14 protein-coding genes are annotated in these 16,004 nt (G+C 39.0%); 9 read left to right on the top strand and 5 right to left on the bottom strand.

The features are described from left to right. The first annotated feature begins 129 nt into the window (after positions 1-129). From ppc to AC1VNJ_RS10840, 3 genes are all read left to right on the top strand, one after another. Complete coding sequence (gene ppc, locus AC1VNJ_RS10850) at positions 130-2,898, top strand: phosphoenolpyruvate carboxylase (RefSeq protein WP_311265051.1); 2,769 nt, start codon at positions 130-132, stop codon at positions 2,896-2,898. A 217-nt stretch (positions 2,899-3,115) separates the two neighbouring features. Further along, positions 3,116-3,559: a hypothetical protein gene (locus tag AC1VNJ_RS10845; protein WP_014461480.1), complete on the top strand. Its 444-nt coding sequence runs from the start codon at positions 3,116-3,118 to the stop codon at positions 3,557-3,559. Positions 3,560-3,951: 392 nt separating this feature from the next. Next, positions 3,952-4,959: an aromatic ring-hydroxylating dioxygenase subunit alpha gene (locus tag AC1VNJ_RS10840; protein WP_482640793.1), complete on the top strand. Its 1,008-nt coding sequence runs from the start codon at positions 3,952-3,954 to the stop codon at positions 4,957-4,959. Positions 4,960-4,990: 31 nt separating this feature from the next. On the opposite strand, the gene AC1VNJ_RS10835 is transcribed toward AC1VNJ_RS10840, so the two are convergent. The 3 genes from AC1VNJ_RS10835 to AC1VNJ_RS10825 form a co-directional block, all read right to left on the bottom strand. Continuing rightward, positions 4,991-5,746 carry an ABC transporter permease gene (locus tag AC1VNJ_RS10835; protein WP_482640792.1) on the bottom strand — a complete coding sequence of 252 codons (756 nt, stop codon included), beginning with the start codon at positions 5,744-5,746 and terminating at the stop codon, positions 4,991-4,993. Beyond that, positions 5,743-6,480 (bottom strand): ABC transporter ATP-binding protein, encoded by a 738-nt coding sequence (locus AC1VNJ_RS10830; RefSeq protein WP_048020062.1) that lies wholly within the window; start codon positions 6,478-6,480, stop codon positions 5,743-5,745. The genes AC1VNJ_RS10835 and AC1VNJ_RS10830 overlap by 4 nt, the downstream gene beginning before the upstream one ends. Before the next feature lie 97 nt (positions 6,481-6,577). After that, positions 6,578-7,885, bottom strand: coding sequence for a homocysteine synthase (locus AC1VNJ_RS10825; RefSeq protein WP_482640791.1), 1,308 nt, complete (start codon positions 7,883-7,885; stop codon positions 6,578-6,580). Positions 7,886-8,218: 333 nt separating this feature from the next. Here AC1VNJ_RS10825 and yknW point away from each other — a divergent pair, with 333 nt between their 5' ends. From yknW to AC1VNJ_RS10805, 4 genes are read left to right on the top strand one after another with little or no spacing between them, the layout of a single operon-like run. Beyond that, entirely contained in the window at positions 8,219-8,905 is a 687-nt protein-coding gene (yknW, locus tag AC1VNJ_RS10820; RefSeq protein ID WP_482640790.1) for a YknW family membrane protein, read from the top strand. Further along, entirely contained in the window at positions 8,906-10,036 is a 1,131-nt protein-coding gene (locus AC1VNJ_RS10815; protein WP_482640789.1) for an efflux RND transporter periplasmic adaptor subunit, read from the top strand. It abuts the gene before it with no gap. Next, on the top strand, positions 10,033-10,722 hold the full coding sequence (locus tag AC1VNJ_RS10810; RefSeq protein WP_482640788.1) for an ABC transporter ATP-binding protein: 690 nt from the start codon (positions 10,033-10,035) through the stop codon (positions 10,720-10,722). The genes AC1VNJ_RS10815 and AC1VNJ_RS10810 overlap by 4 nt, the downstream gene beginning before the upstream one ends. Beyond that, a complete protein-coding gene (locus tag AC1VNJ_RS10805) occupies positions 10,719-11,915 on the top strand; it encodes an ABC transporter permease (protein ID WP_028412099.1) in 1,197 nt (398 codons plus the stop codon). The genes AC1VNJ_RS10810 and AC1VNJ_RS10805 overlap by 4 nt, the downstream gene beginning before the upstream one ends. Positions 11,916-11,984: 69 nt before the next feature. Here AC1VNJ_RS10805 and AC1VNJ_RS10800 read toward each other — a convergent pair whose 3' ends face one another. Further along, positions 11,985-12,971: a S8 family peptidase gene (locus tag AC1VNJ_RS10800; protein WP_080754379.1), complete on the bottom strand. Its 987-nt coding sequence runs from the start codon at positions 12,969-12,971 to the stop codon at positions 11,985-11,987. 354 nt (positions 12,972-13,325) lie between these two features. On the opposite strand from AC1VNJ_RS10800, the gene folP reads away from it, so the two are divergent. Next, positions 13,326-14,174 (top strand): dihydropteroate synthase, encoded by an 849-nt coding sequence (folP, locus tag AC1VNJ_RS10795; RefSeq protein ID WP_098625977.1) that lies wholly within the window; start codon positions 13,326-13,328, stop codon positions 14,172-14,174. 284 nt (positions 14,175-14,458) lie between these two features. Then, complete coding sequence (locus AC1VNJ_RS10790) at positions 14,459-14,653, top strand: hypothetical protein (protein ID WP_013055532.1); 195 nt, start codon at positions 14,459-14,461, stop codon at positions 14,651-14,653. Between the two features lie 279 nt (positions 14,654-14,932). Here the strand turns inward: AC1VNJ_RS10790 and liaG are convergent, their stop codons facing one another. Then, positions 14,933-15,802 carry a LiaG family protein gene (gene liaG, locus AC1VNJ_RS10785; protein ID WP_482640787.1) on the bottom strand — a complete coding sequence of 290 codons (870 nt, stop codon included), beginning with the start codon at positions 15,800-15,802 and terminating at the stop codon, positions 14,933-14,935. Positions 15,803-16,004: the final 202 nt, after the last annotated feature.

Here is a 16,004-nt window from a genome sequence, read left to right as displayed (position 1 = left end):
TTTCCTCCTAATCGAGAGGAGGAAACAAAATTATATGAAATTTATTTTCGTTCATGGTAATATGAATTTAATATAATTTTCTAAAAAGTTTAAAAAGTACAACATTTATAAAGAAAGGTGTCGTGTCTAATGGTAACAGTAGAAGCAGCAGAAAGACAAAACAGCAGCACTGCCCTGCGCCGTGATGTAAAATTTCTCGGTCAATTGTTAGGGAAAGTTCTGGTTCACCAAGGTGGAGAAGAACTGCTCAACAAAGTAGAAAAAATACGCGAAGTGGCAAAATCACTTAGAGAAAACAAAGATGAAGCCATCTATAAAGAAATAAAAAATGAAATCGTTACTCTTGAACAGCCGATGCGCGCGCAGGTTATTCGGGCATTTGCCGTTTATTTTCATTTAGTTAATATTGCAGAGCAAAATCATCGAATTCGTCGCAGACGGGAATATCAGCAGCAAGAAGATTCTATTATGCAGCCGGGTTCATTGGAAAGCGCCGTTGTTTCGCTTAAAAATAATGGCGTGGCGCCAGATGTAATTGCTAACTTGCTTCAAACTTTATCACTTGAGCTTATCATCACGGCACATCCAACAGAAGCCACTAGACGAAGTGTCCTTGATATTCATAAACGAATGGCTGAGCTTCTGAAAAACTTGGATAATTCAACGTTAACAAAACGTGAACGTACAGAAATTGAAGAAAGACTGTTTAGCGAAGTGTTAATTTTATGGCAAACAAATGAACTGCGAGATCGCAAGCCAACCGTAATGGATGAAGTATCCAATGGATTATATTATTTTGATGAAACGTTATTTGAAGTGCTTCCTCAACTTCATCAGGAATTGGAAAATTCATTGCAGGAGAATTACCCCGAAGAAAATTGGAAAGTGCCTAATATTCTTCGATTTGGTTCATGGATTGGCGGAGACCGAGATGGAAATCCAAACGTAACTCCTAAAGTAACGTGGCAAACGCTTGTCAAACAAAGGAAGTTAGCTATTCGTAAATATAAAGAGTCGCTTACTCAATTGAGACAAAGGTTAAGTCAGTCTACAAAAAGAGTCGCAGTTTCAGATAATCTTCTTGATTCTATTAATCAAGAAATATCGCTGCTGCCTGAGAAAAAGCGATGGAGAATCAAACACGAAGTATATCGCTGCAAGCTTACGATTATGCTTCATAAATTAAATTTAGTTGGAGAGTCGGAAGCAGGTTATCAAAGGTCGGAAGAACTTTTACAAGATTTGTTTCTCATCAAAGATAGCTTGCAAAAGCATCAGCCTCAAGATTATCAGCTGAAAAGCTTGTGTAAATTAATTCGCCAAGTTGAGCTGTTTGGATTTCATTTAGCAACGCTTGATATCCGTAATCACAGCGGAGAACACGAAGCGGCAATCAAAGAAATTTTCCATGCTGTTTCTTTAGCTGAAGATTATTCAGCGTTAACAGAAGAGAAAAAAGTTGAGCTGCTAGGGAAAGTTCTTCAAGACCCAAGACCTGTGCTATCGTTTGTAGAGAATTACTCTAAAGAAACGCAGCAAGTAATTGAAGTATTTAACATGATACATCGAGCACATAAAGAATTTGGAGAAAGATCCATTGAAGTCTACTTAATCAGTATGACGCAGTCTGCAAGTGATTTGTTAGAAGTCATGGTACTTGCCAAAGAAGCGGGTATTTACCGCCTTCATGCAGATGGCCGCATTGAAAGCAAGTTAAATATAGCTCCGCTGCTTGAAACGATCGATGATCTCACAGCAGGTCCTAAGATTATGGAACAGCTATTTCAATTAGATTTTTATCGAGAGCACTTAAGAAAACAGAAGGATTTGCAGGAAATCATGCTTGGCTACTCAGATGGAAGCAAAGATGGCGGAACGCTTACCGCTAATTGGAAGCTCTACAAAGCGCAGCAGGAAATTCACGATATGGCGAGGAAGTATCAAGTTCGTCTGAAGTTTTTCCATGGCCGAGGAGGCTCACTAGGCCGAGGAGGAGGCCCGTTAAACCGAAGCATTTTATCTCAGCCTGTTGAGACGCTAGGAGACGGTGTTAAAATTACAGAGCAAGGAGAAGTTCTTTCTTCTAGATACTCTTTATATGACATTGCTTACCGAAGCCTTGAACAAGCGGTCTCAGCTCTTCTTACAGCGGCAGCAAATGTTTCTCAAGAAGCTGAACAATGTGATATTCGTACACATGAATGGGAAGAAACAATGGACGAGATTTCAACTGCTTCGTTACGTAAGTATCAAGAGCTTGTTTTCAACGATGCAGATTTTTTAACCTACTTTAAACAAGCTACACCTCTTCCTGAGCTCGGGGCTTTAAATATTGGGTCACGTCCAATGAGTCGAAAAGGAAGTGATCGCTTTGAAGACTTGCGAGCAATTCCATGGGTATTTGCATGGACGCAAAGCAGACAGCTGCTTCCAGCCTGGTACGCTGCAGGTACGGGCTTACAGCATTTAGTAGAGAAATCCGGAGATATACAGCTTCTTCAACAAATGTATAAAGAATGGCCATTTTTCCGCTCGACCGTCGATAACCTGCAAATGGCTTTAACAAAAGCAGATTTAATGGCAGCAAAAGAATACACAGAAATGGTACAAGATCCGGTTATTTCAGAGAGGATTTTTACCGCTATTAAAAAAGAGTATAATGTTACGAAAGAAATGATTCTTCAAATCACCGGGCAAAAAGAATTAATGGATCATCTTCCTACGATTAAAGAATCTATTAAATTACGAAATCCGTATGTGGACCCTCTAACCTTCTTGCAAGTTAAGGTTATTTCCAAGCTGCGTGAAGATGAGGCTGAAACGTTAAATGAAGAACTTTTAAAAGAAGCATTATTAACGATTAACGGCATTGCAGCAGGATTGCGTAACACAGGCTGATGATACCAAAAGACACCTCAATAAAACAAAAGAGGTGTCTTTTGTTCATTCTTCTCACATAAAGAACTGCCTGTCAGTTCCTTCTCTTTTAAAGAGAACTTCCGTCTGTTAAATAGGCACTGAGAAAAATCAGTGATAAAATAGAGAAGAACTGGTAATATTCTACAAACAAGTGCTAGTGGTGGGGTAACTAGATTGAATATGGAGGACGAGGACAATGGTAAAAAATTCGCAAATCTTCATTGAAGCTGACTCCGAGAATTCTGTATTTATTGGACTGGAATTTTGTGAGTATACACAAAAAATGAATCCTACTTGTTTGTCCAAACAGCATATAAATGTGTTTATTCATCCGGAAGAACTCACTGTGGAATTTAAGAAAACAAAAAGTGATAGAACTATTGATGATTTCCATCTGATGCATATCGTTCCGGTTCATTGCTTTAATTATTTATTATGTTCGATTTCGCAAGGTATTGTTACAGATGTTCAGCTAAAAGCGGTTGGTCATCAAGGAGAAACGTTGTTTGAAGAAAATCTTACATTGAAGTTTCATGAAAAAGCGACGGATTATGAAGAAACGCTCTCATTTTTCAAACATTTAAATCAAGAAATACAAAAACAGACGAAAAAATATACAGCCAGTTATATGAGCTCATGATAAAGAAAGCTGCGGTTTTAAAAACCGCAGCTTTTATTCGTTTAACCGAAAAAATTATGTGAGAGATGCTTACAAAGCAAGAGATTTTTGAGTGGGAAATTGATAAAGTAAAAATAAGAGAAATCAGTGGACAGAAAAGCTTTTAGCGGCTGGCCGCTTTTTATTCAATATGCAAGGGTTAGGTATTGAGATTAAAAAAATAGCGATGAATACGTATTGTTATTGTAGATGAAGTGCTAAGGTCTCTCTATCTGCAATTATGTAGAATCTTCGCGCGCTTATAGTCTGTTTTACGGAACGAAAAAGCTGCGGAATTAGAAGAACTCCTTCTATTTCTGCGGTTTTTTTTATAAACAAGAAATAAATTCACTTATCGTACGGAGGCGATGCAGATGATTAAAGATTTAGTATTGGCTAAGGAATGGCTGCCTGCAGCTTATTCACATGATTTAACAGATCAGCCCTTGCAAGTAACGATTTTAGAAGAGCGAGTTGCGCTGTTTCGCACAACTAATGCCATTAAAGCATTTAAAGATTTGTGCATCCATCGCGGTGCAGCGTTATCTCTTGGGAAAGTAGTAGATGATTGCATTGTGTGCCCTTATCACGGATGGAAATACGATGGTGCCGGGGCTTGTGTGAAAATTCCTCAACAGCCGCCGGGAAGAGCGATTCCTTCAAAAGCAAAAGCACAGGTATATGATTGCGTTGAAAAGTATGGGATTATATGGGTGAAGATGAACAGCGAGGCAAGTGATATTCCTCTTCCTCAGTATGACGAATACCTTAACTCCGGATTTAAAACGGTTTGCGCCAACCCTCATACTCTGCAGGCAGCAGCTCCTCGTGTCGTAGAAAACTTTCTAGATGTAAGCCATTTGGCTTTTGTTCACGAAGGAAGCCTTGGACACTCGGATTACGCCGAAATTCCTGATTATAAGGTACATTGGAAAGATAACCGATACATTTCTGACGAAATCGCTGTGTACGCAGATGCAGATGGTACGGGTAACTTTGCGACTATTTATTATACTTTTGAAATTCTTCGTCCTGCCGTTGCAAGGTTGAAAAAAGTGAACTATGAAACGGGTGAAATCTTTTCGATGCTGTTTGCGGTTTTACCTGAAGAGGAAAGAAAGTCGACTGTGTTTGCATTGGTTTCTAGAAACTATTCGTTTGATGCACATGATCAATATTTCCGTGATTTTCAGCAGCTTATTATTGAACAAGATACGAGCATTGTAGAAAGTCAAAAACCCGAAGAGCTGCCGCTTGACTTACAAGCAGAGCTTCATTTGAATCCGGACCGACTGAGTATTGCCTATAGAAGATGGCTCGGTGATTTAGGAGTGACCTTTGGAAGTGACGTAGGAACAAGATTAAAAAAAGCTGCTCAATAAAAAAGAAGAAAGGAGTCTCCTTTCTTCTTTTTTATGTATGTTCACGGATAAGCTGATGATAGCTATTAAAAAGGGTAGGATATGTTAAGCGGCTTAAGATGACGCAGGAAAGCGTAGCAGAGGCTAGGATAGTAAAAACGATGAGCAGCTGGAATTTGACTGCTTGTATCGGATCTGCCCCTCCAATAATCTGGCCTGTCATCATGCCGGGAAGCTGAACGAGTCCAATTGTTTTTTGGCTTTCTACAGTAGGAATCATGCTAGCTTTGATTGCGACATTTAAAATACTATGAATAGCTTGTTTAGGAGTTCCGCCAAGCGCCAGAATCAATTGAATTTCGTCTCGCCTTCTATTTACTTCAGCGTCTAACCGATTTAAAAATAAATTGGCCAAAATCATCGAATTTCCAATAATCATACCGCTGACAGGAATGACATATCGCGGAGTAGCAGGGATAATATGTAGGCCCAGCATAACGCTTTGGGTCAGGGTTTCTACAATAAAAAGAGTGACAAATACACGAAAGAAAGCTTTAAATCCCTGCTTTTTTTTCTTTACAACATTTTGGGAAGCGACCGTCAGCATCACGAATAAAATGAGAATCATAAAAGCTGGGTGATTCGCGTCAAAAATAAAAGATAAAACATATCCGATCACTAACAGCTGAACGGCTGCTCGAATACTGGCAATGATTATATCTTTCTCGAGTCCTATACGAAAAGATTTTGATAAAAAAAGAGCAATAAAAACAAAAACGATGGTAAAAATCAGTGAAAGTGAACTCATAGAAAGGCTCCTTCAATAAATTGTTTTGTTTCAGCTTTTACAGGAGCATGAAAAAAGGTCTCCGTCTTCGCTTTTTCTACAATCACTCCGTTCATTAAAAGCCAGACTTCCTCTCCTAAACGTTTGGCTTGTTCTAAATTATGGGTAACCCAAATAATCGTTTTATTCTGTTCTTTATGTAAATGAGAAATCAGCTGTTCAATTTCATGAGCAGAAGTGGCATCCAAAGCGGAAGTGATTTCGTCTAAAAGCAAAAGGTCAGATCCGTTCGACAGCGTGCGCGCTAATGATAACCTTTGTCTTTGACCACCGGATAAATCTCTTGCATCCTGCCCTAACAAGTCAGGGGAAAGACCGGTTAAGGCACAGAGTTCTTCAGGCATAATATCCTGTTTGCCGTGCAGCTTTTGAACAAGCATCATATTATCTCGCACTGTTCCATCAATAACAGGAGCTGATTGAAAAGCGATGCCCACTTTTTTTCGCAAATCAGAAATATTCCATTTGCTAATGTCTTTTCCATATACTTCAATACTTCCTTCATCAGGTGCAGAAAGTAAATTGCACATGGAAAGAAGGGTGCTTTTTCCGGATCCTGATGGTCCTACCATCATGACGAGCGAGCCTTGCATCACTGTACCCGATATGCCTTTTAAAACACTATGTTCTTTATCTTTAAATGTTTTATGAACGTCTGTAAATGTAATGGCAGGTATTGAATTGAACGTGTTCATAGTAACTCCTTTTTCATTCGTTTTGTTTATTGTAGCATAAGCGAAAGTATAAAAAGTTATTGGGCGATATAAAAAAAGCTGTGGAAAACCACAGCTTTTAAACAGTTGTATTCACTTTTTGGCTGGCTTTTAAGGCATAATCTAAATCTTCAAGAAGGTCGTCGATTGCTTCTGTTCCAACCGACAGACGAATGAGTTCTGGCGTCACACCCGAAGCTTTTTGTTCGTCTTCAGATAGCTGTTGATGAGTGGTGCTTGCCGGGTGAATAATGAGTGATTTAGAGTCGCCAATATTGGCTAAATGAGAAAATAACTGAACCGAATCAATTAACTTAGCCGCAGCGTTTTTTCCTCCCCTGACACCAAAGGTTAAAATGGCTCCTTGTCCTTTAGGCAAATATTTTTGTGCCAAAGAATAGGAAGGGTGGGAAGGAAGCCCCGCATAATTTACCCATTCTACTAATTCATGCTGCTCTAAAAATTTCGCTACCTTTAATGCGTTTTCGCTGTGACGCTCTAATCGCAGATGGAGTGTTTCTACTCCTTGAAGAAGTAAAAAGGAATTAAAAGGTGATAAAGCAGCTCCAATATCTCGTAAAAGCTGAACGCGCGCTTTTGTAATATAAGCAGCTTCACCGGCAGCTTCTGTGTATACGAGGCCATGATAACTTGGATCTGGAGTCGTTAAGTCTGGAAATTTTCCGCTCGCTTCCCAATCAAATTTTCCACTGTCTACGATAACACCGCCAATTGCTGTTCCATGCCCTCCAAGAAACTTAGTAGCAGAATGAACGACAATATCTGCTCCAAAATCGATGGGACGAAGAAGGTAAGGGCTTGGAACAGTATTATCAATAATAAGAGGAATTCCATGTTCGTGGGCAATGTCTGCAACTGCCTCGATGTCTAGCACATTTCCCTGTGGATTTCCAACGGATTCAGCATAAATTGCCTTTGTTTTGGAAGTGATTGCACTTCTAAAATTTTCTGGATTATCGGCGTTTACAAATTTGACGGTAATGCCCAGTTTAGGAAGCGTAGACGAAAAGAGGTTATATGTTCCCCCATATAAACTGCTTGCTGATACAATTTCATCTCCTGCGGAAGCGATATTCAAAATGGAAAAGGTAGTAGCTGACTGACCTGAAGCTACTCCTAGAGCACCAACTCCGCCTTCTAACTCAGCAATTCGCTGTTCAAAAACGTCCGTAGTAGGGTTTACAATTCGAGTGTAGATATAGCCTTGTTCACTTAAATTAAATAAAGACGCAGCATGCTCCGTATCTTTAAATCCAAATGAGCTTGTTTGATAAATAGGTACGGCACGTGAAAAAGTAGCTGGGTCAAGCTGTTGACCAGAATGGATGGCTTGTGTTTCAGGACGAAATGGTTTCTTAGCAGACATTGAAACTCCTCCTTGGATATAAAACTTATAAAAAACATAGGAATAATAAACTTTAATCATAATATACGAATTCTATTGAATGATGTCAAATGATAATTAGAATATTTAGAAAATATTAATAATGTAATTTAGCATTAAGACATCTCTTTAATTGTTAAAAATACCATAAAAAATATTAAATGTAAGAAAAATGTAAATTAATTTGTATAATTATGTTAGAATATTAGGTGTTTGAGAGTTTCTTAGAGAGCCAATTTTGCTAGAAGACTTTAAAAAATAGTAAAAGGTGGGTCTTAAGAGCTACTAACGAAACAAAATAAAAGGAGTTTGATTATGAGCACAGAAGTCAATGTATCTTCGGAAGTCCAAGAGAAAGGAAAGCCTTCTATTTTTGGTTTTATTACGAGTCCGGTTGTACACTTTGAGAAAATGAAAAGCAATCCGGTCATCTGGGGACCTCTTTTACTTATCCTCATCTTAACAGCTGCAACAACGATTCTAGCCGTCTATACCCCTCAGGCACAAGAGGCGCTGCAACAGCAAAAAGAAGCTGGTATTGAAGTGAATTCAACATTTAGTATGATTGGCGGAACGGTTGGCGGAGTTATTGCAGTAGTTGCTACACTGGCATTCACAAGTTTGATTCTGTTTTTAATTGCAAAGTTAGGAACTGGAAAAACAACGTACCGCCAAATGTTTAGTTTGAATTTGTTTGTTACGTTCATCACAGTAATCGGTCAGCTAATTAATACGGGAGTCGCTGCATTAGCGCATACTTCAGCGAATGTGACGTCGTTAAATGGGCTAGTTGGTGCTAAAGGTGCTATTGGAGGCGTATTTACTTCAATCGAAATTTTCTCTATATGGGGACTTATTTTGACAGCAGTCGGGCTGCAAAAAGTAGCGAATTTATCAAAAGCTGCTTCAATTATTACCGTAATTGTTTTATTTATCTTAGGAGCTGCTATTTCAGGAGTTGGAGGAGCTGCTTCAGAAGCGCTTAAAGGAGCAGGGTTGTAAATGAAAAAAGGAATAATTATTACAGCCGTAACAGTTGTTATTGTTGCGGTTATTGGGATTAATGTATATCGTGCACAAAGTGTAGGTGGTAAAGCAGTTGATGTTCAAGTAACAACTGTAAAAGAAAAAAAGTTAAGAAATACAGTGATGGTTCCGGGTACGTTAAAGCTTGCTGATGAGCAATATGTCTATTTTGATGCTGAAAAAGGCGAGGTTGAACGATTTCACGTAACAGAAGGCTCCCGTGTACAGCAGGGAACCTCTCTTGTAACGTACGAAAGCGATGCGCTTGATTTAGAGCAAGAACAAAACAAATTAGAAAAAAAATCCAGTCAACTGCAAATTGACTCCGTAAGCAAACAAATCTCAAATTTAAATAAAAAACAAAAAGAATTGGAAAAAGAAATGAGTAAGCAAGAAGCGAAAGATCAAATTGACACAGAGCGTACGCAGCTCAATCTCGATTTAGAGACCGCTAAAATTGATTTAGAACGAAACAAACTAGAAGCCAAATCAATTGCTAAAAAAGAACGTAATTTAGACGTAGCGAGTGATATTAATGGGACGGTGCTAGAAGTAGATAAAGAAGCGGTTAATAACACAAGTGACGTTCAAAAACCGCTTATACATATTGGTAATACCGATGAATACTTGGCTACTGGTGTGCTTTCTGAGTACGACGCTTTAAAAATTAAAACCGGTCAAGCTGTCAAAATTACATCAGATGTTTTGCCTGATAAAGAATGGGCAGGTAGCGTAAAACAAATTGACTATCTACCTCAGCAGCAGGCATCAGCAGAAGCCGGCAATGATGCGGCTAATCAATATCCAGTTGAAGTAAAAGTAGATGACCAAGATATCACGATGATTAAGCCGGGATTTAAGCTGCTGCTCGAGATTGAAACAAGCAGTAAAAAAGCTTCATCACTGCCGATAAAAGCAGTTGTAAATGAAGACGGAGAAAAATTTGTATACGTCGTGAAAGATAAAAAGGCGGTTCGTAAGGAAGTAAAGATTGGAGAAACAACAAATAAATTTATTGAAATTAAAAGCGGCGTATCTTCTAAAGACAAAGTTATTACAAATCCTTCAAAGGACTTAACTGACGGTGCGGAAGTGACTGTTCAATGATTGAGCTTGTAAATATTCATAAAAGCTATCATCTTGGCAAAGAGGAAGTACCGATTTTAAAAGATATTAATTTGAAGATTTATGACGGTGAGTTTGTTGCGATTATGGGTCCTTCAGGCTCCGGAAAATCAACGCTCATGAACATTATCGGATGCTTAGACCGCGCTTCTTCAGGCTCCTATTTATTAAATGAACAAGAAATCTCTACTTACAGCGATGAGCAGCTGGCAAAAGTAAGAAATATCCATATCGGCTTTGTTTTTCAGCAGTTTCAGCTGCTGCCGCGTTTATCAGCTGTCGAAAACGTAGAGCTTCCAATGGTATATGCCGGCGTAACGCGTAAGGAAAGAAGAGCCAGAGCAGAAGCTGCGCTTGCAAAAGTAGGACTGAGTGAGCGGATGAAACATTTACCGAGCGAGCTATCAGGAGGGCAAAAGCAGCGCGTTGCTATTGCTCGCTCTATTGTTAACAATCCGACGCTTATTTTAGCCGATGAACCCACAGGAGCCTTAGATACAAAAACGAGTGCTGATATTATGGAGCAATTTTCTAAGCTAAATGCAGACGGCACAACGGTTGTAGTCATTACTCATGAACCTGAAGTGGCAGAGTACACATCGCGTACAGTTATCGTTCGTGACGGTAAGGTATTAAGTCATAGCGACAAGGAGAACGATAGCTTATGAGTTTAATAGAAAATATTCGTATGGCTTTTTCCTCGGTTCTTGCTCATAAAATGCGCTCTATTTTGACAATGCTTGGTATTATCATTGGCGTAGGGGCGGTTATTATCGTTGTTGCTATCGGCCAAGGCGGAGAACAGATGATTAAGTCAGAAATAACAGGAGCAAGCAATACAGTTGATGTCTACTATCAGCCTCCTGAAGACGAGATGCAAGCTGATGACCTTTCCATGACGGGGGAGCCGATCTTTACAGAGGATGATATTAAAGCTCTTTCGACTATTCCCGGCGTGAAGAATGTGGTGGCTTCTAGCTCAATGGGAATGGGAATAAGATATAGAGACAAAGAATCAGATACAACTGTTAACGCAATTAATGAAGGGTATATTGAGGTTAATCAGCTTGAAGTTTCAAAAGGAAGAATGTTAGACAGCTCTGACTTTTTATCAGGTAATCGAGTAGGTGTGATCACAAGCGATATGAAAAAAGAGCTGTTTGATAAAAAGGAAGCCCTTGGACAAGTAGTATGGGTTCAAGGACAGCCTATCAAAATTATTGGTGTGACAAAAAAGCCAACGGGCTTTTTAGCATTTGAAATGCCAACTATTTATATTCCAGATAATACGTATAAATCAAGCTTCGGTAAGCTTGACTACACAAACCTTAGCGTTCAAGCAAAAAGCTCTGATCAACTGAAAAAAGTAGGCAATGACGCAACGGATTTGTTAAATAATTTGCATGATGCTGAAGATGCTTACCAAGTGCAGAACTTAGAAGAAATAGCAGATAGCATTGGAAATGTAACGCGAATTATGACAACGATTATTGGATCGATTGCAGGCATTTCCCTGCTTGTTGGCGGGATTGGCGTTATGAACATTATGCTGGTTTCTGTAACGGAACGTACAAGAGAAATTGGTATTCGTAAAGCATTAGGAGCCTCTAAAAGACAAATTTTAACTCAGTTTTTAATTGAATCTATTACGCTCACGCTTATTGGTGGTTTGCTTGGCATCGGCCTTGGCGCAGGCGGAGCGTCTCTTGTTTCGCTATTTGCCGGCTGGCCGTCATTAATTTCGTGGCAAGTAGTACTTGGAGGAGTGTTGTTTTCCATGACGATTGGCATTGTATTCGGCATGCTTCCTGCAAACAAAGCGGCGAAGCTAGATCCAATCGAAGCATTAAGATATGAATAAAGACATGCGTTCGCATGTCTTTATTTCAATTTAACGAGAACCAAGAAGATTTCTCGTTTTTCTTATTTATTACTTACTAGGGTTGATACGGGCTACGTTAATAATATCATGTATTTTCTCTACCAAATCGAGCATGAGAAATCCGTTTCCTTCAGAGCTTTTTCGATATCCAAGAGGAAGCGTCCTTCTTACAAGTTGAGCATAGATTTCGGCTTCGATTAGAGAGCGGCCAAATTCCTTCTCACATAAGTTAATTAATAAAGCTAAAGCTCCTGCCACGTGAGGAGTTGCCATTGAAGTTCCTGAAAGAGTCGCATATTTACCTTCTAAAAAAGTAGAGATGATGTTAACTCCCGGTGCCACTAAATCCACTTCTTCATTGACGTTGGTAAAAGGAGCCAAGCTTAAGCTGTTGTCCACTGCTCCTACTTGAATGACTTCGTTGTAACTTCCTGGATATGAATATTCAAAAGTTTCTTCGCGATCATCACCTTCATTTCCAGCCGCAACAACGACAGAAACATCTTTATTCACAGCATTTTGAACAGCTTCGTGCAGTTCTGGAACGTCTTGTGGTCCCCCGAGTGACATGGAAATAACTCGTGCTCGCTCATTGTTAGGACCTCGCCATTCGACGGCGTAGTTAATAGCGTCAATAATCCATTCGTAATTTCCCGATCCTTCACCGGTAAGTACTTTTAAGCTTAGGATTTTTGCTTTGGGTGCCACCCCTACTACCCCTTCATTATTGAGCGCAGCAGCAATGGTACCAGACACGTGAGTGCCGTGCCCATTATTATCTTCAAATACAGAAGAATCTCCGTCATAATCCGAAGTGAAGTTTCTTCCTCCGATAATACAATCTTTTAAGTCAGGATGATTTGTGTCAACACCAGTGTCGATAACTGCAATTACAATGCCTTCTCCTTGATTGCTTTGTTCCCAAATAGCAGGTGCTTGAATTAAGCTTACTCCTTTAGGCGTTTCGTTTGTTGAGTCGATAATCGACTCAATTGTATAAGGAATTAATTTGACTTGTAACGGTTGTTGAGTCATAGTCATCCTCCTTGAAATGAATTCCATAAAAAATGGAAGTTACTTAATTATAAATTCCCAACTATTGCTATAAATTAAACGCTTTTAATGCGAATCCTTTCTTTTTGAATAAAAAGACTCACAAAAGATGTGAGAAGAGGAAAAAAGACCCTGAAGACAAGCCCGATAGAGATTTTTAATGTTATCTGTGTATTCACTTTTAATGTTTATCTCACACTATAGAAGAAAGAAACTCCAAGAAAAATCACATAGGACTGGTGACTTTTGATATAATTACAAACGGTATGACATTCTCAAAATACATGATATTTATAAATATATATTAATTTGCAAATTACGAAGGGGCTGAGGATAGTGTCAACTTTAACGTCTCAATCCGTCATTAAATGCGGAAAGTATGAGCTGAATTATGCGGATCGTACGCTTATTATGGGGATTTTAAACGTAAACCCGGATTCATTTTCAGACGGCGGAAAATACTACGATGTAGATAAAGCAGTTGCTCATGCTGAGGAAATGGTAAAGCAAGGAGCAGATATCATTGATATCGGAGGAGAATCAACTCGTCCTGGTTATACAAGAATTAGCGATGAAGAAGAGATTAAACGGATTGTGCCCGTTATTTCTGAAGTGGCTAAGCGCGTAGAGGTGCCGATTTCCGTAGATACATACAAATCGGAAGTGGCCAAACATGCGCTAGAAGCAGGAGCACATATTATTAATGATATATGGGGTGCAAAAGCCGATCCTAAAATGGCTCAAGTTGCAGCTGATTATAATGTGCCCATTATTTTAATGCACAACCGTCATGAGCCCAACTATACAAATCTGATTACAGATATGATAAGTGATTTAAAAGAAAGCATCTCCATTGCAAAAGCTGCAGGAGTTCGCAATGATCAAATTATTTTAGATCCAGGCGTTGGCTTTGGAAAAACGGCTGCCCATAATGTAGAAGCAATTCAGCATTTAGATCAGCTGACGAATATGGGCTATCCGGTGCTGCTTGCTACTTCTCGTAAAGGATTTATTGGACAAATAGTCGATGCTCCTCCTACGGAAAGAATGGAAGGAACGGCAGCTACTGTATATGCTGGGATTGCACAAGGCGTTCAAATAGTTCGTGTTCATGACGTATTAGAAATCAAGCGCTTTGTAAAGATGGCAGATGTACTGGTAGGAAAACATGTCTTTCAGTTTTAATAATCATCAAGGTAACTGCATTAAAGTCATTTCAAAACCTTAAAGTATCATGTCTATTAGGCAAAGATTCCTGAGCAGTGAAGCTCGGGGATTTTTTATGTATGTAAAGTGGCGGAGGAAAATAATGCACGATTGGATGGTTGATTTTACATAATTTAGCCTTATGATAGAAAGAGAAGATATAGCGCTTTCATATTCTGATTAAATTGTGCTGCTTAAAATGAAATAAATAACATCTTGGTATTTAGTCTTATTCAATCACCGAAATATGGAGGAGAGAATGAATGAAATTAGCATTGCTTCTTGTCATTATTATCGGCGTTGCTGCCCTTGCAGGTACAATCAGTGCTGCCAAGAAAGTAGATGAAGATTACGGGAAATCTAAAAAGAAAAGTATCGTGAATTTATCTATTATTTACGGAGTCGTATTCATAGGGTCCATCGTAGGAGTAGCATGGTATATTGCAGTGAGACCATAAATAAAGAGGTTGAGACATAACTAAATGAACCGAATCTAAAGACGAACAAATGAGATACATGAGTTGGACTGCTTATTACACCGCAGTTGATTTCCGTGCAATGCTTCGCTTTCCGCGGGCGGACGCTGAGCCTCCTCGTCGCTTGCCCTCGAATCAACTACTAGAAAAAACGAAACAGATAAAACGATGTTCACCACAACAAAAAACGAACCATTAATCAAATATGTTGATTAATGGTTCGTTTTGCAATTGAGTTAAAATACTTTTTTCCTAGCCTCTTTATTTTGATTCCAAGGTTAATTCTCCGCTTGAAACAGCTACATCGATAGGGTATTTTCCATTTCCGTATTTTCCTTTTAATACATTCTCTGTTATCGTTGCATTGTTTAACTTAAAATGGTTTTTAATGTCACCGCTGCTTATTTTTCCATTCACTTTAAAACCAGCGCTTTTTGGAAGAACCAGCACGGCATCTCCGGATCCTACATCTACAGAAACGGTCTCTTCTAGCTTTTTAAAATCCATATAGAGATCACCAGCTCCAATGCGCGCCTGAAGTTTTCCTTGATAGTTGGTTCCTTTAATTTCCCCAGAGCCGACAGCAAATTTAGCCGTTTGGGTCTCGACATTACTCAGCTGTAAATCTCCAGAATTAACATCCGTACGAAGAGAGGTGCTCATCAAGTTTGAAATGCTTGCATTTCCAGAACCTACTTTAATCGAAACATCTTTCAGCTGAAGCGCTTGTTCAGGATGTGTAGCAATTTGAAGGTCCCCCGAACCTACGTTAAGCGCAAGGTTATGGTGATAATCTTTAGGAATGTAGATTGTTACTTTTGTGTTTGAAAAAATAGAAAGCCATTGAAAGGGACTTTTTTGATACGCGACAACTAGGGTGTCTCCATTTTGCTTTACATCTACTTTTCCTTTACCTTCTACTTTTGTTTTAATATCTTGACGATCTTGCGGAACGACCGTTGTACTAATGCTTGGAGAGTCGATTTGAATACGCTGAATATCACTTGATAATGCCGCTTCAGACTTGGACGTCTTGAATGAACTTAACGACCAGGAGGAAGGTGCAAACGCAGTAGAAAAAAGGACTGCCGTACCACCTATCACTAAAATAAAAGCCAATATTTTTTTCACGTTATAACCCGCTTTCTACCTATAATTAAATTTGTTTTCTTCTACCATAAAGTGTAAAATGAAAACCGGTTAATTTCAACGAACAGCAGGATTATTTTTTTCTACGTCTCAAGTCGTAAAAATGAAATGTTTTTTGTGAGGAGTTAAATGAAAAGCGAAGTAGAGATTTAAACATACTCATCAAAGAATTAATTTCTTTATT

Source organism: Priestia sp. 3CA3 (assembly GCF_056836725.1).
This window is presented reverse-complemented; position numbering and strand designations above follow the sequence as displayed.